The sequence below is a fragment of the Cupriavidus sp. HMR-1 genome (assembly GCF_000319775.1).
Classification (GTDB): domain Bacteria; phylum Pseudomonadota; class Gammaproteobacteria; order Burkholderiales; family Burkholderiaceae; genus Cupriavidus; species Cupriavidus metallidurans.
Window position 1 is genome coordinate 1 of sequence record NZ_ANKP01000222.1, and the last position, 18,805, is coordinate 18,805.

General features: G+C 64.2%; 17 protein-coding genes and 1 pseudogene. 6 read left to right on the top strand and 12 right to left on the bottom strand.

Going from position 1 to position 18,805, the window contains the following annotated elements; genetic code table 11:
• Positions 1-252: pseudogene (locus D769_RS32560) on the top strand (hypothetical protein); the annotation flags it as partial.
• Positions 253-317: 65 nt separating this feature from the next.
• On the opposite strand, the gene D769_RS20990 reads toward D769_RS32560, so the two are convergent.
• From D769_RS20990 to D769_RS21015, 6 genes are all read right to left on the bottom strand, one after another.
• Positions 318-1,739 carry an aldehyde dehydrogenase family protein gene (locus D769_RS20990; protein ID WP_008649213.1) on the bottom strand — a complete coding sequence of 474 codons (1,422 nt, stop codon included), beginning with the start codon at positions 1,737-1,739 and terminating at the stop codon, positions 318-320.
• Positions 1,740-1,770: 31 nt separating this feature from the next.
• On the bottom strand, positions 1,771-3,549 hold the full coding sequence (locus tag D769_RS20995; protein WP_008649214.1) for a hypothetical protein: 1,779 nt from the start codon (positions 3,547-3,549) through the stop codon (positions 1,771-1,773).
• A gap of 32 nt (positions 3,550-3,581) precedes the next feature.
• Entirely contained in the window at positions 3,582-5,255 is a 1,674-nt protein-coding gene (locus D769_RS21000; RefSeq protein WP_008649215.1) for a GMC family oxidoreductase N-terminal domain-containing protein, read from the bottom strand.
• 331 nt (positions 5,256-5,586) lie between these two features.
• Positions 5,587-6,594, bottom strand: coding sequence for an aldo/keto reductase (locus D769_RS21005; RefSeq protein ID WP_008649216.1), 1,008 nt, complete (start codon positions 6,592-6,594; stop codon positions 5,587-5,589).
• 58 nt (positions 6,595-6,652) lie between these two features.
• Positions 6,653-8,227, bottom strand: coding sequence for a GMC family oxidoreductase (locus D769_RS21010; RefSeq protein ID WP_008649218.1), 1,575 nt, complete (start codon positions 8,225-8,227; stop codon positions 6,653-6,655).
• Positions 8,228-8,365: 138 nt separating this feature from the next.
• Entirely contained in the window at positions 8,366-8,833 is a 468-nt protein-coding gene (locus D769_RS21015; RefSeq protein ID WP_008649220.1) for a cupin domain-containing protein, read from the bottom strand.
• 302 nt (positions 8,834-9,135) lie between these two features.
• Here D769_RS21015 and D769_RS21020 point away from each other — a divergent pair, with 302 nt between their 5' ends.
• Positions 9,136-10,515 (top strand): FAD-containing oxidoreductase, encoded by a 1,380-nt coding sequence (locus tag D769_RS21020; RefSeq protein WP_008649221.1) that lies wholly within the window; start codon positions 9,136-9,138, stop codon positions 10,513-10,515.
• A 25-nt stretch (positions 10,516-10,540) separates the two neighbouring features.
• On the opposite strand, the gene D769_RS21025 is transcribed toward D769_RS21020, so the two are convergent.
• On the bottom strand, positions 10,541-11,110 hold the full coding sequence (locus D769_RS21025) for a YdeI/OmpD-associated family protein (RefSeq protein ID WP_008649222.1): 570 nt from the start codon (positions 11,108-11,110) through the stop codon (positions 10,541-10,543).
• A gap of 137 nt (positions 11,111-11,247) precedes the next feature.
• Here D769_RS21025 and D769_RS21030 point away from each other — a divergent pair, with 137 nt between their 5' ends.
• Positions 11,248-12,513: a TIGR03862 family flavoprotein gene (locus D769_RS21030; protein ID WP_040011178.1), complete on the top strand. Its 1,266-nt coding sequence runs from the start codon at positions 11,248-11,250 to the stop codon at positions 12,511-12,513.
• A gap of 166 nt (positions 12,514-12,679) precedes the next feature.
• On the opposite strand, the gene D769_RS31360 is transcribed toward D769_RS21030, so the two are convergent.
• The 3 genes from D769_RS31360 to D769_RS21040 all read right to left on the bottom strand — a co-directional run bounded on the left by D769_RS31360 (position 12,680) and on the right by D769_RS21040 (position 13,762).
• Positions 12,680-12,826 carry a DUF3096 domain-containing protein gene (locus tag D769_RS31360; RefSeq protein WP_008649224.1) on the bottom strand — a complete coding sequence of 49 codons (147 nt, stop codon included), beginning with the start codon at positions 12,824-12,826 and terminating at the stop codon, positions 12,680-12,682.
• 60 nt (positions 12,827-12,886) lie between these two features.
• On the bottom strand, positions 12,887-13,090 hold the full coding sequence (locus D769_RS21035) for a CsbD family protein (protein WP_008649225.1): 204 nt from the start codon (positions 13,088-13,090) through the stop codon (positions 12,887-12,889).
• Between the two features lie 93 nt (positions 13,091-13,183).
• A complete protein-coding gene (locus tag D769_RS21040) occupies positions 13,184-13,762 on the bottom strand; it encodes a hypothetical protein (protein WP_035883865.1) in 579 nt (192 codons plus the stop codon).
• Positions 13,763-14,287: 525 nt separating this feature from the next.
• On the opposite strand from D769_RS21040, the gene D769_RS21050 reads away from it, so the two are divergent.
• Positions 14,288-14,887: an isochorismatase family cysteine hydrolase gene (locus D769_RS21050; protein ID WP_040011181.1), complete on the top strand. Its 600-nt coding sequence runs from the start codon at positions 14,288-14,290 to the stop codon at positions 14,885-14,887.
• 297 nt (positions 14,888-15,184) lie between these two features.
• On the opposite strand, the gene D769_RS21055 is transcribed toward D769_RS21050, so the two are convergent.
• Positions 15,185-15,466 (bottom strand): putative quinol monooxygenase, encoded by a 282-nt coding sequence (locus D769_RS21055; RefSeq protein ID WP_008649234.1) that lies wholly within the window; start codon positions 15,464-15,466, stop codon positions 15,185-15,187.
• Between the two features lie 239 nt (positions 15,467-15,705).
• Here D769_RS21055 and D769_RS21060 point away from each other — a divergent pair, with 239 nt between their 5' ends.
• On the top strand, positions 15,706-16,158 hold the full coding sequence (locus tag D769_RS21060) for a MarR family transcriptional regulator (RefSeq protein WP_011519415.1): 453 nt from the start codon (positions 15,706-15,708) through the stop codon (positions 16,156-16,158).
• Between the two features lie 33 nt (positions 16,159-16,191).
• A complete protein-coding gene (locus D769_RS21065) occupies positions 16,192-17,517 on the top strand; it encodes an MFS transporter (RefSeq protein ID WP_008649237.1) in 1,326 nt (441 codons plus the stop codon).
• 359 nt (positions 17,518-17,876) lie between these two features.
• Here the strand turns inward: D769_RS21065 and D769_RS31970 are convergent, their stop codons facing one another.
• On the bottom strand, positions 17,877-18,734 hold the full coding sequence (locus D769_RS31970; RefSeq protein WP_152415040.1) for a hypothetical protein: 858 nt from the start codon (positions 18,732-18,734) through the stop codon (positions 17,877-17,879).
• Between the last annotated feature and the right edge of the window lie 71 nt (positions 18,735-18,805).

Sequence of the window (18,805 nt, forward strand, 5' to 3'; positions counted from 1 at the left end):
GTCCGTGCCATGCCTGCCACAGGCGAATCGCCGCTATGCACGCACTGCGAGCGGCTACGTCACGACAGCCGTCGCGCGGGCGGCCACGGGGCGTTGCGTCCCGCGGGCGATCTGCAGTGGCGCAGCCTGGGCGGTAGCGCCATGTGCGAAACGCGCGCGCATCAGTGCATGTTGTGCCGGACGGACTGGATGCGGCATCGCACTGGCGCGGACCCGTTCGTGGGATGGACGATCAGCCGGCGTCCTCGATGACCCAGGAACGAAAAAGGGAGCGGCGGCACCGCTCCCTTTTTCGTTGCCTTCCTTATCGGGTCTGGTCAGACCGTCACGGCCTTGACTTCGAGATACTCGGCCAGCCCGTGCGCGCCGTTCTCGCGGCCATTGCCGGATGCGCGATACCCACCGAACGGCATCGACAGGTCGATCTGGCCGCCGTTGATGCGGACCGAGCCGGCACGCAGACGCGCCGCTACGCGCCGCGCGCGGGCAGGGTCGCCCGATGCCACATACGCGGCTAGCCCGTATGGCGTGTCATTGGCGATGTCGATCCCCTGTGCTTCGTCGTCGTACGGAATCATGACCAGCACCGGTCCGAAGATTTCCTCGCGCGCGATTGTCATGCTGTTGTCGACGTCGGCGAAGATGGTCGGCCGTGCGTAGAAACCACGGGTCAACCCGTCCGGCCGGCCCGGTCCACCCGCCACGACGCGGGCGCCTTCCTCGATACCGGTGCCGATCATGCGCTGGACCTTGTCGTACTGCGCCTTGTTGGAGATGGGGCCAATGCGCGTGCCCGGCTCGGCGGGGTCGCCGACCTGCAACGCATTGGCGGTGGCGGCCGCCACGCGCACGGCTTCGTCATAGCGATCGCGCGGCACCAGCATCCGGGTGGGCGCGATGCAGGTCTGCCCGGAGTTCAGCATGACGTGCCCCACGCCTTGGGCAACGGCGGCCTGCAGGTCGGCGTCGTCCAGAATCAGCAGCGGGGACTTGCCGCCAAGCTCCTGGTGCACGCGCTTGACCGTGGCGGCTGCGGCCTGCGCCACGGCAATGCCCGCGCGGGTGGAGCCGGTGATCGAGATCACATCCACGTCGGGGTGGGCGGCAAGCCGCGCGCCCACTTCCTGACCATCGCCGAACACCATGTTGAATACGCCGGCAGGGGTGCCTGCCTCGTGCATCACCTCGGCGAACAGGGCCGCGTCGAGCGGCGCGATTTCCGATGGCTTGAGGACGATGGTGCAGCCGGCGGCCAGCGCGGCGGCCACCTTGGCGCAGATCAGGCTCAGTGGCCAGTTCCAGGCCGTGATCAGCGCGGCCACACCGATCGGTTCATGGCGCACGTAGTTGTTGCCGTGGGCGGTTTCGAACTGGAAGGCGCGCAGCGTTTCGGTGGCGGCGCCCAGATGGGCGAGTCCGATCGGGGCCTGCAGCGTATTGCAGAGGCTGACCGGCGCGCCGATTTCGGTACGCACTGCCTCTGCGAAATCGCCCAAGCGTGCCTTGTACAACGCGGTGATCCGTTCCAGTAACGCCAGACGTTCTTCACGGCTGGTCTCGGACCATGCGGGGAACGCGGCACGCGCCGCGGCCACGGCGCGGTCGACATCCTCCGCGCTGCCAAGCGTGACGTGACCGGCAACCTCTTCCGTGGCCGGATTGACGATGGGCATGCTGCGGGCTGCGGCGGCTGGCGGAACCCATTGGCCGTCGATGTAGAACCTGTCGAGTGTCTTCATGCATGTCTCCTTGTTGTTGTCCGGTGTTGGATCACTGGCGTTGCGCCGTGGTCACGTCATCCCCGGTCACGCGCTTCATCCGGGACGTGTCCAGCCGCATCAGGCCAAACGCGCCGCTATAGAAGATGTGACCCTCGGCATCGACCTTGACGGGTGAGTACAGCCCGTTGAAGGTCGGATCGGTGCCGGTGCGGATCGTCATCACGGTCTTGCCGGTGTCCAGATCCATGCCGATGTGATAGCGGTCGTTCCAGCGGTTCGTGAAGTAGCCGTCGACGATCGCCATGCGGCCGCCGCCGCTGATCATCGGCACCACCGATATCGACGACACATCCGTGCGCACCCATTGCATCTTCCAGTTGTGGGTGCGCTGCTGCCACTTGAGCATGGCCACGCCGCTCGGGCCCGGGCGCGTGGCGCCGTTGATCAGGCTCGTGAAGCCGCCGCCGCGCTCGATCTGGGGCGAATCGTTGGTCGGGATGTTGTTGACCACGAACGCGTAGTCGCCAAAAGCCGACACCGATTGCTCGGACTGGACCGATTCGAGCTTGGGACCCATGTCCACCGCCAGCTGGTCCGCGATGCGCGGCGACTGCGTGCCCGGTTTGGCCTTCCAGCCGGCGGGGATGTTGTCGCGCCAGAAGGCCACCATGCGCATCTTGCGCGCGCCGTCGGTGATGACCACGAGCTTGTCCTCGTCCGGGCCAAAACCCATCAGCGTCGGCGTGGAGCCGGTGCCGTCGGCGATCTTGGGCGCGGGCATTACTACGCCACGGTCGTAGTTGGCGTGCCACGCGCCACTGGCCTCGTCGTCGTGGATCTTGCCGTGGATATCCACCACCAGACGGTACATCGTGGTGTTGGACGCCACGTAGACCGCGCCGCCACCGGCCTCGGGGCCCGTGGCGAAGCTGTTCATGAACATCTCGTCGGCGCCGGATACGGTGTAGCTGTCGATGACCTGCAGCGAATTGCGGTCGAGCGTAACGACCTTGCCACCGAGCGTGTTGACGACCAGGTAGCCGTTGTAGGTCATGCCCATGCCGAAGAGGATATCGGCGGGCAGGCGGGTCTTGCCGCGCTTGATCTTCTCGTTGTCGAACAGGCTGGCCGGCAGCGTGGCGGCGCGCAGCGGCGTCATGCCCGACGCGGGCGATTTCGGGTCGAGCTGGTCGATACGGAAGATCTGGCGGCCGCTGCAGCCGTAGAACGTATCGTCGCGGCCCAGCACCGCGTAGACCGCGCCGTTGGCGACCTGGTCCTCGGCGAACGACACCATCCGGTTCGGCTGCGACTTCATGTAGGCGAGCAGGCCAGCCTCGTCGCGGGCCGCCAGGAACGCCTTGACCTTCTCGGCCTGTGCCTGGCGCTCCGTCGGCGTCACGGGGGTGTAGTTCGGCAGGCGCACGGGGATATCGGTACGCGCGATCTCGGTCAGCTTGCCGTTCTCGACCGTTACCTTGCGCAGCGAGAAGCCGGCCCACCACCAGTAGATGTCCTTGCCGCCCACGTGGTCCATGACCAGCGGGAGACTGACGGACTCGTTCGGAATGACCTGGACCGATTCCGGCGTAATCTCGAAGTTGCCACGCGGCACGGTGAATCCGACGCTGTCCGTGGCGGCGTCATTCCAGTGAGTCTGGTTGTTGTACGACTGGGCCAGGAACGGATTCGGCGCCGGGCCGGAGGCGGCGACAGGGCCAACAGCGGGGCCGGCAGCGGTGCCAACAGCGGGGCCATTAGCGCAGGCGGTCGTGGCAATCAGGCTGGCCGCGATGGCGGTCAGTGCGAAGCGGGTGGAACAGCGCATCAAATGCTCCAGGTGGGAAGAGGTGGTGGTCATCAGGCGCCCGAGCGGATCAGGTCGGCGGCCTTCTCGCCGATCATCATGGCGGGTGCATTGGTGTTGCCGCCGATCAGCGTCGGCATGATCGAGGCATCGACTACGCGCAGGCCTTCCACGCCGTGCACGCGCAGGGACGGGTCGACCACGGCCATCGCATCCACGCCCATCTTGCAGGTGCCGATCGGGTGGAAGACCGAATCCGCATGACGGCGCACATACGCGCGGATGGCGGCTTCGTCGCCGTCGCCGGGGCCGATCTCCTCGGTGAGCAGTTCACGGCCTTGCGCGGAAGCCAGCGCCGGCTGCGCGAAGATGCGGCGCATCAGGCGGAAGCAGGCGACCATGCCCGCCATGTCCGATTCGGCGGAAAGGAAGCGCGGATCGATCAGCGGCGCGTCGCGGGTGTCGGCACTGTTCAGCCGCACGTGACCGCGGCTTTCGGGGCGCAGCAGGCAGGCCAGGCCGGTGAAGCCATGCTTGAGATCGCGGCGTCGCATGCCGGTGTGCGTCGGGGAAAGCCCCGGCACGAAGTGGAACTGCAGGTCGGGCTCGGCCAGGTCCCGCCGGCTGCGCAGGAAGGCGCCTGCTTCGGCAAGGTTGGAACTGAACATGCCGGTGCGGTCGCGTCGATACTGGCGCCACTGGCCCAGCATCCTGGCCGCGCCGCGCAGCGAGTATCCGAAAAGCTGCGGCGATGACACCTGACGGCAAACGGCGATGTCGAGGTGGTCCTGCAGGTTTTCGCCCACGCCGGGCAGGTCGTGCACGACGTCGATGCCGAGATCGCGCAGATGGGCAGCCGGGCCGATACCGGATGCGAGAAGAAGCTGCGGCGAATTGAAGGCGCCGCCGCTGACGATCACTTCGCGGCGCGCGCGCAGCACCTGCGTGACGCCGGCGCGCGTGATGCTGACACCGACCGCGCGGTGACCCTCGAACACGATGCGCTGCACCTGCGTGTCCGGCCAGACCGTCAGGTTGCGGCGGCCGCCGCTGAAGGTGCCATCGTTGGCATCGCCATGGTGCAGGTAGGCGCGCGCGCTGTTCCAGCGCTCGCCGTTGCGCTGCGTGACCTGGTAATAGCCGGCGCCGTCCTGTTCCGCGCCGTTGAAGTCGCGGTTGAACGGGATGCCGGCCTGCATCGCGGCCTCGATGAAGCGCGCGGAAAACGGGTTGGGCGTGCGCAGCTCGTTGACGTGCAGCGGGCCGTCCTTGCCGTGGTGCCGGTCATCGAGCGCATGGTTGGTTTCGCTGCGACGGAAATAGGGGAGCACATCGTCATAGCCCCAACCATGGCAGCCCAGTTGCGCCCAGGTGTCGTAGTCCCTGCGGTGGCCACGGATATAGACCATGCCATTGATCGACGAACTGCCGCCCAGGCCGCGCCCGCGCGGCTGGTAGGACTGCCGGCCGTCGAGTCCCGGCTGCGGTACGGTGCGATAGGCGTAGTTGCGCGGACCGGCTTTCGGGACGATCGCGGCAACGGCCACCGGCGTCCAGACGCTGAAGTGATGATCGGTCGGGCCAGCTTCGAGCAGGGCCACGGTCACGCCAGCATCCTCGGCCAGCCGCGCCGCTACGGCGCACCCGGCCGATCCTGCGCCGATGATGATGTAGTCGAAGGCCGCCACCGCCGGCGTGTCGCCGGCGAGCTTTTCATTTTGGGTCACATCTGTCTCCTGTATGCGGCTTGTTGGGTCGCCGAGCCGGCGCGCACGCGCGAAAAGCTCATGGCCGGTGCGCAGTACATCAAATTGCGTTCAAGAGAACAGCCACCCATATGGGGTTGGGTGGGTGGGGAAATGGAGTGGGTGTCACAAGTGGCAAAGCAGGCACTGGGGCCGCCAGCCTTGTTGTGGTGGTGGGAGCAGTGGCGGGGGGTGGTGAAACCGGGCCGGCGAGCGAGGCGTGGACCCTAGGGGAATGACCTGGCTCGGGATCAGCGAGCCAATCTGGGAGCGGATTGGGGGATCAAGATGGGATCAGGACGGGATCAGGTGCCTAGGCGGGGACAGGTGGACGCTCCCGCTGGAATAGCGCGTGAAGCCGGCGTGCCGGTTGGTCCAGTGACGTGTCCTCGGCTGCGTCGATATTCGCCAGGATGTGTTCCGGCCGCCTCGACGAGAACAGGATCACGCTGGCCGGGTTCATGACCAGCGCGGCCTTGAGCATGAGTTGCGCCAGCACGCGGGCATTGGCGAGATCGGCGCCGACCTCGGTGGACCAGCGCAGGCAGGTGGCCGGGCTGGCCTGCAGCCACGCCACAAGCAACGGCAGGTGCTGGTTCAGCGCCCGGTGATGGATACGCGGATAGGGGGTATCGGGAATGGCCGGATCGAATACCGACCATTCGAACTGCGCCACGCGGCAGAAGGCGGGTTGGGTGCGGACCAGTTCGGGAATCTGGTCGCGATGGGAGCCAGCGCCGAACGTGCCGATCTTGCCGTCGCGCACGGCGTCTTCCATGACACGCAGGAGCTCGTGGTTGCCGTCGCGCGCCGTCAGGTCTTGGGCGGTGACTTCATGCAGCAGCCACAGGTCGATATGGTCGGTGCCGAGGGTGGCGAGGCTGGCTTCCAGCGATTCACGCGCCTGGCGTGCGGTGAAGATGGGATTCGGTTCGGAGGGGGTGACCGGAGAGAAGGATGTGCCAGGTATCGGTATCACGGTCTTGCGCAGCATCTGCTTGAGGCCCGGAAACGTCTGCAGCACCGGCCGCGCTACCACGCGCGCCAGGCGCGTGACGGCGTTGCTGTCCGGAGGCGGGATGCCGAACTTGGTCGTGATGGTCACCTGGCCGCGTACCTCCCGCAGGAACTCGCCGAGGCAGCTTTCTGCCTCGCCATAGCCATACATCGGCGCCGTATCGAAATGGCGGACACCGGCGTCGTAGGCCGCCCGGAGCATGGACAGCGACTGGCGGCGGTCCAGCGCGCCCATGATGCCTGAGCCGCCAAAGCCGAGCCGGGTGGTCTGGCGGCCGGTGTTGGCGAACGGGATGATTTCCATCGACAAGTCCTTGGAGGTTGATCGGTTGCGGTGGCGTGATGGAGACGCCAGATCCATGTCAGCGACGCCCGATATGCTCGGCCAGCCGTACGGCCAGTGCCAGTACGGTGTGCGTCGGATTGGAGAAACTCGAGGTCGGGAATACCGCGCCGGAGCATACATAGCCGTTGTCCATGCCATGCAGCTTGAGGTCGAGGTCGACGATGCCGTCACTGGCGCTGGCCGACATGCGCATCCCGCCCATGTGATGGTTCATGTCGTCGCAGGTGGCCCGGATACTGTCATCGGGGGCCTCTGACAGACTCGGGTCGGACACGCGCGCGATGCCCGCCAGCGAGTCCTGCGCGACCTTCGCGAAGGCCCGGATCGTATCCACCTCGTGATTGGAGATGCGCCAGTCGAGCCTTGTGCGGCAGAGGCCCAGGCTGTCGCGCGAGTTCGACAGGCGGATCGCGCTGTCCGTGCGTGGCGACTGCTCGCACTGGATCTGCAGCCCGATGCGGGCGTCCGGCGGCACATACGCGCGGCGCGCCACCGCGTAGGTCCAGCTCTGACGCGCCAGCAGTGGCGCATGGCGGACGAGCCGGCCAATCTCGCCGCCCGTGACTTCGCCAACGCGGCCGCGCAACAGCTTCTTGGCCGTTGTCTTGATCTGTGCCTGGATCTCGCCGGACTCGCTTTCGAAGGAGATCTGCGCGGCGACGTTGAGCGTGCGATAGCGCTGCTGCAGCGAGCGCGAAAGCCGGATCTTGGGCTGGTACTTGTAGCCCCGACTGAACACGTTGCCGAACACGTCCAGGAACTTGCGCCGGTTCGTCACGTCGAGCCATGTATGCCAGACCACGTGGTCCTGGAAATGCCTGCCCAGCAGCGCGTTGCGTTGCCACGGCATTTGCGTCAGCTCCGGCTGCAGAAAGAACCGCGAGCTTTCGATGCCACCCATGCACCAGACGAAGCGGTCCGCGCGGAACGTGCTTTCCTTGCCTTGCAGCGTCCTGCATCGGACGCCGCGAACATGGGTGCCTTCCACGATGGGGGATACGGCATTGGCATGTAGCCACACGGTCACCAGTGGATGGTTGCGCAGGGTACTGGCGTGGAGGTTCGAGAAGTTCGTTTCCGGGCACCAGCGGGTCAGGAACGTGTCGAGATTCGAAAACACCGGTTGCGCCAGTCCCAGTTCGCGCCAGACGGTCGCGTCCTCAAGCGACGCGCTGGCGAGTCCTTCCAGTTCGATCGCGCGCTGATAGTACGGGGCCAGTTCCCGCTTGGAGATGGGCCAGCCGCTCCCTTCCACCCAGGGGCGCTGCTCGAAGTCGATGGCATCGAACTCCAGAATCTGGCCACCCCATCGCGTGGTGGAGCCGCCGATGGCGCGAAAGCGGCCATCGTGAATGCCATGGTGGCGAAGGCCGGCGATCTCGCTGCGATAGGTGTCCTGCGAGGCCTGCTCGATGTCTTCGCCGCCGCCTTCCAGCATCACCACGCGCCGGCCATGGCGGGCCAGTTCCACGGCAAGCAGGATGCCGGCCGCGCCGGCGCCGACGATGCATACGTCGGCACGATCGCCCGGGGCGGGGGTGGACTCGATCAGGTCGCGAATCATGTGCTGGCGGCTCCAGGAAAGCGGCATAGGTCTCCTCCGGGAATTTATGGGGAGTTGCCTTGCCGGACAATGGCCTAGAGGGCCAGATATGAGCGGCGCCGCACATGCGGCGCCGGCAGGTTGCGGGGTCAGGGCCGCCAGGCGGCCGCGGATTCAAGTCAGCATTCAGGGCAGCAGATGGGTATCGCCGGCGGCCTGAGGCGGCAGCTTGATGGCCAAGGCCTTGAACTCGCCGCTGGATGCGATCGAGCCCGCATGCGCGGTGCCCTTGGGAATCACGATCAGGTCACCGGGGCCGACCTCGCGCTTTTCATCGCCCAGCCAGAAGACGCCCTTGCCAGAGATGATGTACTGAATCTCGTCGGCGCTGTTGTGGTAGTGCTTGGGGACATTGCCCGACTGCACGGCGATGGTTCCGGAAGGCGTGTTGACCAGCCCCTTGGTGCGCAGTGTGCCCATGTTGGGCACTTGCGGGCCGATGGCCTCGTCGCTCATGGCCGCCAGGTTGACGATCAGGGGCGCCAGCGCGGCCGGCGGGGTTTGGGCGTGGGCATGCGGCAGGTCGATGTGGGCGACAAGATAGCCGCAAGCAAAAGCGACCGGGACGGCGGAAAAAACGGCAAGACGACGCATATTCTTCTCCCTTGGGTTGGCCTGCGATCATTGCCTCGCCGCGACGCCTGCTTCGGGCGATCAGGCTGGATTGTCGCACCGCGCTTCATACCCAAGATTGAGGGGAAACCCGGAAGCGGGCGGCACTTGGCCGCTGCAACGCGGCCGGCGAACGTCTGGATCGTCCACTATGCTCGGATCTGGCTTCCGGGAATCATCGGGCACGCGCGGTCCTGGCGCTGGCGGCCCGGGTGATGTCGCGGAGGCGCCCATTTTCGTGGTTCGCCCGGTGGCGAGCACGGTACCCGGCAAGGAGAATCGTGATGGCTCAGAGATTGGACGCGATCATCATTGGCACCGGACAGGCCGGCCCCGCACTCGCGGCGCGGCTGGCCGGCGCGGGCAAGAAGCTGGCGGTTATCGAGCGCGGGCGGTTTGGCGGTACCTGCGTGAACACCGGTTGCATCCCTACCAAGGCGCTGATCGCCAGTGCGTACGCCGCGCAACTGGCGCGGCGGGCTGCCGAGTACGGCGTGACCATCGGTGGGCCGGTCGCGGTCGACATGAGGCAGGTAAAGGCACGCAAGGACGAAATCTCGGGCAGGTCCAGCCAGGGCGTGGAGCAGTGGATGCGCGGGCTGGACAACGTCACCGTCCATCAGGGGCACGCCCGCTTCGAGCACGCGCGCGGCGTGCGGGTCAATGGGGAGTTGCTGGAGGCCGACCAGATCTTCATCAACGTCGGCGGCCGGGCGCTGATTCCACCGATGCCAGGGCTGGATCAGGTGTCATACCTGACCAACTCAAGCATGATGGAAGTCGACTTCCTGCCGGAGCATCTGATCATCGTTGGCGGCAGCTACATCGGCCTTGAATTCGGCCAGATGTACCGGCGGTTCGGGGCCAGGGTGACCATCGTCGAGAAAGGCCCGAGGCTGATTCAGCGGGAAGACGAGGACGTGTCGCAAGCCGTGCGGGAGATCCTCGAACGCGAGGGCATCGAGGTCCGGCTCGACGCCAACTGTCTGAGCGCGCGCAAGGACGGTGACCATATTGCCGTCGGGCTCGATTGCGCGGGCGGGGCGCCTGAAGTTCACGGCTCGCACCTGTTGATGGCCGTCGGGCGCGTGCCCAATACGGACGATCTGGGGCTCGACAAGGCAGGTATCGAGACGGATGCCCGGGGCTACATCAAGGTGGACGATCAACTGCGCACCAGCGTCCCCGGCATCTGGGCGCTTGGCGACTGCAACGGCCGGGGCGCTTTCACGCATACGTCCTACAACGACTACGAGATCGTCGCGGCCGATCTGCTCGATAACGATCCGCGCGCGGTGACGGATCGCATTCCGGCCTATGCCTTGTTTACCGACCCGCCGTTGGGCCGCATCGGCATGACGGAGCGGGAAGCGCGGCAGTCAGGGCGCAAGGTGCTGGTGGGCACGCGGCCCATGAGCCGTGTCGGGCGGGCCGTGGAGAAGGGCGAAAGCCAGGGCTTCATGAAGATACTCGTCGACGCCGACACGCGGCTGTTGCTGGGCGCTGCGATCCTCGGCCTGAACGGCGACGAGGTGGTGCACTCACTGCTCGACGTGATGTACGCCGGGGCTCCCTACACGACCATCAGTCGCGCGGTGCATATCCACCCCACGGTGTCCGAACTGGTGCCGACGGTGTTGCAGGGTTTGCGGGCGCTGACCTAGCGTTGCCCTGGTGCCGCCGTCGGGATTAGGGATGGATCTTCTCCCCCTTGTTCAACATCTCGATGAACTGGGCAATCTTTCTGGCGCGCGTTTCGGCTTTCTTCACATTCTGGATTCTGAACAGAATGGCGAAGCGGTTCTGGCTGTTCAGGGTGGCGAAGAATTTCCTGGCCTTGGGGTTGGCATCGAGGGCCTGCTGCAGGTCGTCGGGTACGGTCGCCTTGCTCGGGGATGCATAGGCGGCCTCCCAGCGTCCGTCGCGTCTGGCCTGTTCGACGGCATGAAGCCCGGCTGGGCGCATTCGCCGGGCGGCGATCAGCGCTTCGGCCTTTTCCTTGTTGATCCTGGACCAGATACTCCTTGCAGTCCTCGGCGTGAAGCGCTGGAGCCAATAGTGTTCGCTCTCGGCCTGCTTCTGCCCGTCGATCCACCCGTGGCAAAGGGCGCTTTCAATCGCCTGCGCATAGGACACCGTGGCTTCCCCGGCCGATCGCTTGGCGATGCGGAGCCAGACGCCGGATGCGGTGCCTCCATTGGCTTCGAGCCAGACTTCCCATGCTTGCTGATCGGCGAACGTGAGTGTTGGACTGTCCATGTGATGCCTGACGGAATTGTGCGGCGGACGAAGGGAATCGACGGTACCACAGCCCGGGAGCAGGCGGCGAGCGTGGACGGATCGCCGCTGGCGTGGCTACGCTTATAATTCGCCAGCCCTCCGTCATCCACGATTCCATGCCCGCTGTTCCTGCCCAAGAACCCATCCGCCACGATGGCGCCATTGTCATTGGCGGGGGACCTGCCGGTCTCATGGCCGCCGAGATGCTGGCCGGGCAAGGCCTGCCGGTGGACGTCTACGACGCCATGCCATCGGTCGGTCGCAAGTTCCTGATGGCCGGCAAGGGGGGGATGAACATCACCCACTCCGAGGCGGCGGAAGCCTTCCTGCGCCGCTATGGCGCACGCGCGGACCGGATCGGGCCGATGCTCGACAGCTTCGACGCCGACAGACTGCGTGCCTGGGTGCACGGGCTGGGCATCGACACCTTTGTCGGTAGTTCGGGGCGCGTATTTCCGACTGACATGAAAGCCGCGCCGCTGTTGCGGGCATGGCTCCATCGCTTGCGCGAATCCGGGGTGCGCATTCACGTGCGGCACCGCTGGATCGGTTTTGGCGCGCCCATCGACGGCTGGCATGTGCTGCGCTTTGCCACGCGGGACGGCGAGATCGAGGTTGCGGCACGTGCGGTTGTGCTCGCGCTCGGCGGCGGTAGCTGGGCGCGTCTTGGTTCCGATGGCGCATGGCTGCCGATGCTGGCGGCGCGTGGCGTTGACGTGGCGCCGCTGCGGCCCGCCAACTGCGGCTTCGATATCGCCTGGAGCGAAGTGTTCCGCGCGCAACATGCGGGTGAGCCAGTGAAGTCGGTGGCCATCGGTGTCACGACGGTCGATGGCACGGCATTGCAGCGGCAGGGCGAGTTCGTCATCAGCGAGACCGGCATCGAAGGCAGTCTGGTATACGCGCTGTCCGCGCCGATTCGCGATCTGATCGACACGCACGGGTTCGCAATCATCACGGTGGACCTGGCGCCGGGGCGCTCCCCGGAGGATGTCGCGGCCGAAGTAAGCCGGCCGCGCGGCTCGCGTTCGGTATCGAGCCATCTGCAGAGCCGGCTGGGTATTACCGGCGTCAAGGCGCGCATGTTGCGTGAGGTCCTGACGAAGGAAGCGATGCACGACCCCGTGGCGCTGGCGGCGGCCATCAAGGCATTGCCGCTGCGGCTCGTTCGCGCGCGGCCGATCGACGAAGTCATCAGCACGGCGGGCGGTGTCCGCTTCGAGGCGATGGATGACCGACTGATGCTGACCGCATTGCCGGGCGTGTTTTGCGCGGGGGAGATGCTGGACTGGGAAGCGCCGACCGGCGGCTATCTGCTGACGGCCTGTTTTGCGAGCGGGCGCGTGGCCGGGTCGGGGGCCGTGGCGTATTTGCGCGGCTGACGTGACCGGCCATCTCTTGCTCCGGGACGGCCAACCTTCACTACGGCGCCGTTAGAGGCGCTATCAAAATGAAGCGAAGCGGTTCTGGCTAGGCGCGGGGCCGCAGACAGTACAAGTGGTACGGCAAGGCCGCGCAACGACGCCAGAATCATTTTGATAGTGCCTCTTAGCGTAGATGTCCGCCGAACAACCCGAGCAGACCGATCACGATGAGGTAGATGGCGACGATGTAGTTGAGCAGTCGCGGCATGATCAGAATGAGGATGCCAGCGATCAACGATATGAGGGGTCCCGCACTGGTAACCATGGTCATGGTGACTCCCGGAAACAGGCGTGCCCGGGTGGCACGCCCTTCTTTCTTGCAAGCGATGGGTTACCAGTGGACGTCACGCTCCCATGCCTTCAGCTCATCCTCGGCCTTTTCCTTGGTGCAGCCATAACGTTCCTGGATGCGGCCGAGAAGCTGGTCCCGCTTACCGCGGATCTGCGTGATATCGCTGTCAGTGAGCTTGCCCCACTGTTCCTTGACCTTGCCCTTGGCCTGTTCCCACTTACCTTCGATCTGATCCCAGTTCATATCTGACTCCTTGAGTGAAGTTCCTGGTGCGGACATACGGACGCCGCCCCGGGAACACGCCAGCAATTGGCGGAGGTGATGATTGACGGTTGATTACTTGCCGAACTTGGCGGCGACATCGGCCTGGCACTGGCTCCTGGCGTCGCCGGACATCGCATCGCAACGTTCCTTGCGAGCCTCGTATGCCGCGTCAAGGTTGTCCTTCTGGGCAGCACGGCGCGCTTGCGCGACTTCCTCGGGGCTGCCGGTGACTGCGGCCTTCTCGATCTTCGCGCTGCCCACGGCCCGCTCATGCGCGGCCTTGGCATCCTTCACGCAGACGTCCTTCTCGTTGCCCTTCTTGTCGTCACACATTTCCTTCGCCACGTCGTAGTCTCGATCGGCCTTGGTTTTCATGGCCTTGGCGTGGGCCTTTTCGGTACCTTCGTGGCGCGCATCCGCGTCAGCCCTGGCCACGTCACGATCTCGCTTGGCCTCCAGCTTGCACACGTCCTTCGCGTTGTCCTTCATGCCGTCACATCTCGCGGATGCTGCCTTGTAGTCGGCATCCGCCTGCTTGATTGCAGCTTCGTGATCGGCCTTCGATCCTGCCGGGGCTTGCGCCAGTGCCATGCCTGCGGGCGTGGCAACCAGCATCGAACACACTACTGCCGAGAGCCATTTACTCATCACGTTCGAGCTCCTGTTCAAAGTGGATTCAATCGGATCCGCCGGGCCCTCCCGTTGCTGCCCGGCGGCGGGGGCAGGGCTGTGCGCCCATGCATCAAGGTTAGGTTCGCGGTGGGGGAGGGAAGCAGAAGGGCGGCTCCGAAAGGTGCGTCAGACGATTCCGACGATGGATCGAAGGAAGTGCCACTGACGCACGGCAGGCGCACAGCAGGCGCACAGCAGGCGCACAGCAGGCGCACGGCGCACATCGTTGCGCGGCCTTGATGGGATACAGTACGCAGAATTTCGCGAAGGCCCAGACGCTTCAGGAGCGCCAATGTTTGATCACGTCAAATTCGGCGTCAGCGATGAATCGCGCGGCATAGGGCGCTGGCAGCAAGGACAACGGTGCCCTTGGTCCACGCCCGCGCTACCATGCGAACCACTACGCGAACTACCACGCGAACTAACAAGCGGCGTTCGTCATTGGTCCCGACGGGCGCAGCATCGAAGCGGTTTGCCATCAACCCGAGGCCAGAAAGGATGATCATGCAGATTCCGGTAATCGAGCCTGCGCGAACCGCGCTGGTGGTCATGCATTACCAGACCGATATTCTGGAGTTGTTCCCGTCAGTCGCGCCGGTTCTGCTGTCGAATACACGCAGGCTGTGCGATGCCGCACGGGCGGTGGGCGTCGGCGTCTACTTCGCCAAGATTCATTTCAGCGCGGGGTATCCGGAAGTGAGCCCGTTGAACCGGAACGGGCAGGTCATCAAGCAGCTTGGCCTGTTCGTCAATGACCAGATCTCGCCGGAACTCAGCCAGCGGGCCGACGAACCGCTGATCCTCGCGCATCGCGCCAGCGTGTTCTTCGGCACTGACCTGGAGGTGCGGCTTTCCGCCCGGGGGATCGACACGCTGATCATGGTTGGCATCGCGTCGACGGGGGTGGTGCTGTCGTCGGTGGCGCATGCGAGCGATGCGGACTTCCGGCTGTTCACGGTGAAGGACTGCTGCTACGACCCGGATCCGGTCGTCCACGATCATCTATTTGCCACGGCATTCGAATCGCGTACGACGGTGCTCTCACTCACCGATGCCTTGGCGTTACTGGCTCAGCCTTCCTTGGAAACTGAGGGGTATGCCTGATTCGGCACGTGCAGGGGTCACTTGTCGCGCGTCACGCTCACGCCGGCATCCACGGTGCCGTACACGGTGACGCTTGATTCCCGGCCTCCCGGGGCGCTTGACGACGCGCATCCCTGAATGGCGCCAAGCAGAAGTACCAGTCCAATTGCGCTGAAAACTACCCGATGCATGATGATTGTCCGATGTCTTCCAAAAAGCATTGGACGGCGCGGGGCTTCAGGAGTTTCATCCGGGATGGCGACGACCCTGGAATCGGGTCGTCGACGCAATCATGGACGTTCGCCGGATCGTAGTCGATCAGATTGAGGACAGGCGCAGTACGTTGGGCGGGCCATCCATGAACGCGCCCATTGCTTTGCCGATGGAGCGGAAGTGCTCCGATTTCCGATGCGCGTCGACCGCATCGGCATCGCGATATTTCTCGGTGAATGCGTAAAGCCCGGTTTCAGCGGTCCGCCAGAGCGTGTACTCAAGGCATCCTTCCTCCTGCCGGGATGCCGCCACCAGTTCGGCTGCGACCTTTTCGAACTCAGCCTCGGCACCGGGTTTCACTTTGATCTGCGCAACAACAGCCAGCATCGTCTCCTCCTCTTCAAGTGGGTAATGTTTCGAAAATCCTAGCCTGACCGGACCGCTCAGTCTAGGTGCATGGGCCCAACAAAACGTTCGGTATTCGCCCTTGCTGGTCTTTCCGGGGCATTGCGCGCGCTGGCGTTCTGCATGGCAGTTGACGTCCCATTGCTGGCAGCCTGAGGCGCGATTTGACCTGTCCCAGTTAGGAAGGTAACCTTGCAAGGTAACCTTTCTAGTTGCATGCCATGAGCAAGAGTCCTCCTTCAGCAAGTGACGCTTTGGCGCACGCCACGGCCGAAGACCTGCGCGCCCTGATTGGCACGCTGCGCCGTAGATTGCGCGAAGAGGCGAGGGCCGGTGATTTCACGCCTTCGCAGATCCAGGTGCTGCATCTGCTCGAGCGCGACGGCCCGGCAACGGTTGCCGGACTCGCCCGCGCCCTGGATGTGCGTCCGCAATCCATGGGCGAGACGCTGACAGTCCTGAAGGCGGCGGGTGCCGTCAGCGGCGCGCCCGATCCAAACGACGGTCGGCAAACTGTTCTCTCGCTGACCCCGGCCTTCCGCCAGAAAGTCAAAGCCAGCCGCGCGGCGCGCGAGGACTGGCTCTACCGCGCCATCCAGAGTCGTTTCACCGCTGCCGAACAGCAGCAACTCGCAACCGGCGTCGAGCTTCTCAAGCGGCTGGTCGCGCCGTGACGTCAACACGATAGATTCATAGGGAACACGTCCGTGGCTCGTACATTCCGTTCGCTGCGCAACTTCAACTACCGGGTGTGGGCGAGTGGCGCGATCGTGTCCAACATCGGCACGTGGATGCAGCGCACGGCGCAGGACTGGCTCGTGCTCACCGAACTCACGCATCACAACGCGACTGCCGTCGGGATCGTGATGTCGCTGCAGTTTGGCCCCCAGATGCTGCTGTTGCCGCTTACCGGCTATGCGGCCGATCACTTCAACCGCCGCAAACTGCTGTTCATCACGCAGACAGCCATGGGTTTGCTGGCGCTTGGGCTGGGCCTGATGACCGTCACTGGCCTGGTGCGACTGTGGCATGTCTATGTGTTCGCATTGCTGCTCGGATGCGTCACCGCGTTCGACGCCCCAGCGCGGCAGACCTTTGTCTCCGATCTGGTCGGCGAGGAGGACCTGCCCAATGCCGTTGCGCTGAACTCCACTTCGTTCAATGGGGCGCGGATGATTGGCCCTGCGATCACGGGTCTGCTCATTGCATCGATTGGCACGGGATGGGTATTCCTGATCAATGCGCTGTCGTTTGTCCCGGTGATCGGCGCGCTGCGCATGTTGCGTCAGCACGAGCTGCACCTGAAGCCGCCCGCGCAGCGCTCACGCGGCAGCTTTCTGGAAGGCTTCAGGTACGTGTGGAAACGCCCCGACCTGAAGGCGGCGCTGTTCATGCTGTTCCTGATCGGCACCTTCGGCCTGAACTTCCCGATCTTCATTTCGACGATGTCGGTCAGTGCATTTCATTCCGGTGCGGGACAGTACGGCTTGCTGAGTTCGACCATGGCGATAGGGTCCGTTACCGGCACGCTGCTGGCCGCGCGCCGGGCACGGCCGCGAATGGCGATCCTGGTCGGTGCCGCAACCCTCTTTGGCGTGGGCTGCATGTTTGGCGCATTGATGCCAAATGCGGTGTTGTTCGGCCTGACGCTGGCGGTGATCGGTGCATCGACACAGACGTTTACCACGTCCACCAATAGCCTCGTGCAGATCTCGACCGAGCCGGCGATGCGTGGCCGGGTAATCGCCATCCTGCTGGCCATTGCACTGGGCACCACGCCGCTTGGCGCGCCGGTGGTGGGGTGGGTGGCGGACCGCTTTGGTCCGCGCTGGGCGCTGGGTGTTGGAGCGGCTTCGGGTTTTGCCGCGGCGCTCGTCGGCCTGTTCTATCTGATGAAAAATCGCAACCTGCGCTTCTATATCGAGACGGGGCGCCTGCGCTACAGCATCGACAAGCCGCGCCAGGCGGCGTTCGTGACTGCTCCCGCCGCGGCAGTGCCAAATGTGGTGATGAGCAAGGCGGAAGACGAGTGAGCGGCAGCGTCGGCATCGCGCCGGCGTGCGGACAGACTCCTGTCCATGGCATTGGCCTTGCCATCCGCGCGAGGTAACGGCCCCTCAAGGATTTCGCGGCGGACCACGTGACTCACGTGCTGCACTATCCGCCGACGATCCTGGATAGCATGAAACTGCCGGACTCCGAATGAGTGGACCCTGGATAGGGCGAGGGCCGGTAAGGGGCGTCAGAAAGAAGGCTTATCGCCAACTTCCGGGGAGGGCAGAGTTCGGCCAGAAGCGGCCATTTGACAACCCTAACTCCTATGACAGCTATCGAACTGGAAGCGGTCGATCGATCTGCCGACTAGATCCAGTATTTTTCTTACCCCTGCAATTCAGTTGGACGGGTGAAGTCCACTATCTGCTTGCTTGGGCAGATCTCGGTATCCGGTGACTGAATCGATGATTCCGCGCTCCCACTTCGAAGAACTATCAAGAGCGAGTCGCTCGAGGCAGTGAGCCGTCGAGGCTCGCGACGAAAAGGGCCCTTGCTGAGGCGAGAACAATAATCGAAGATATCCGAGATCTCCCCTTTGATATACGACTTGACCGAGCCAGAGGCCATGTACTCCGAGAAGCTGTGTTCGCCTGTTGAGTTTCCATCCTTGGCGCTCCAGTTCCTCGGTAAATTTTAGATCGTAAATACACGTTTTAGGTATTTCATTTGTAAGTTCATAATTAAATGCTGGCCCTTCCAATTCGCTCGCAAACGAAAATCCAAACCACGAATCCCCATTGGAGTACTCGGCTACCCCAAGGTTGTATTGCCAATCCTGACCCGGTCTGGCGTAATACCATATGCCGTGCGCCTCTTTCGCGCCAGCCCTGGCTACCGTCACATCCTTTTTGTACGGCAGTTTGGTTTCGAATATTTGTTCCACAGAGTGTTTCTTCACCCTGCCCTCCTGAGAGGCCGTGATCAGGAGCAGATTCTCCATTAGAGCGTCAGCCGAGAGCGGAGCCGCAGATTGATACGAGGCTCGCCTATCTAATGTTTGCGGCCCGAAAGCTTGATTTGCGGCGTTATACGCACTGGTTCGCTCCTGCGCATGGACCACACCCGCAATGAGGGAAAGCAACATCCCCCCTCCAACCAACGCCTGTCCTATTAGGCGCTGCCTTCTTTTTGTTTTCATAGCAGTTTCACCCAAAGCAATCATTTCAGGGCATGTAGGTCTGGTCACGTCGTCCAAGCGTTCGTCGCCACAAACAAGCAATCTAGCAAGAAAATGTTCTCGCCCGCAGAGGCCGAGGTAGGGTGTCA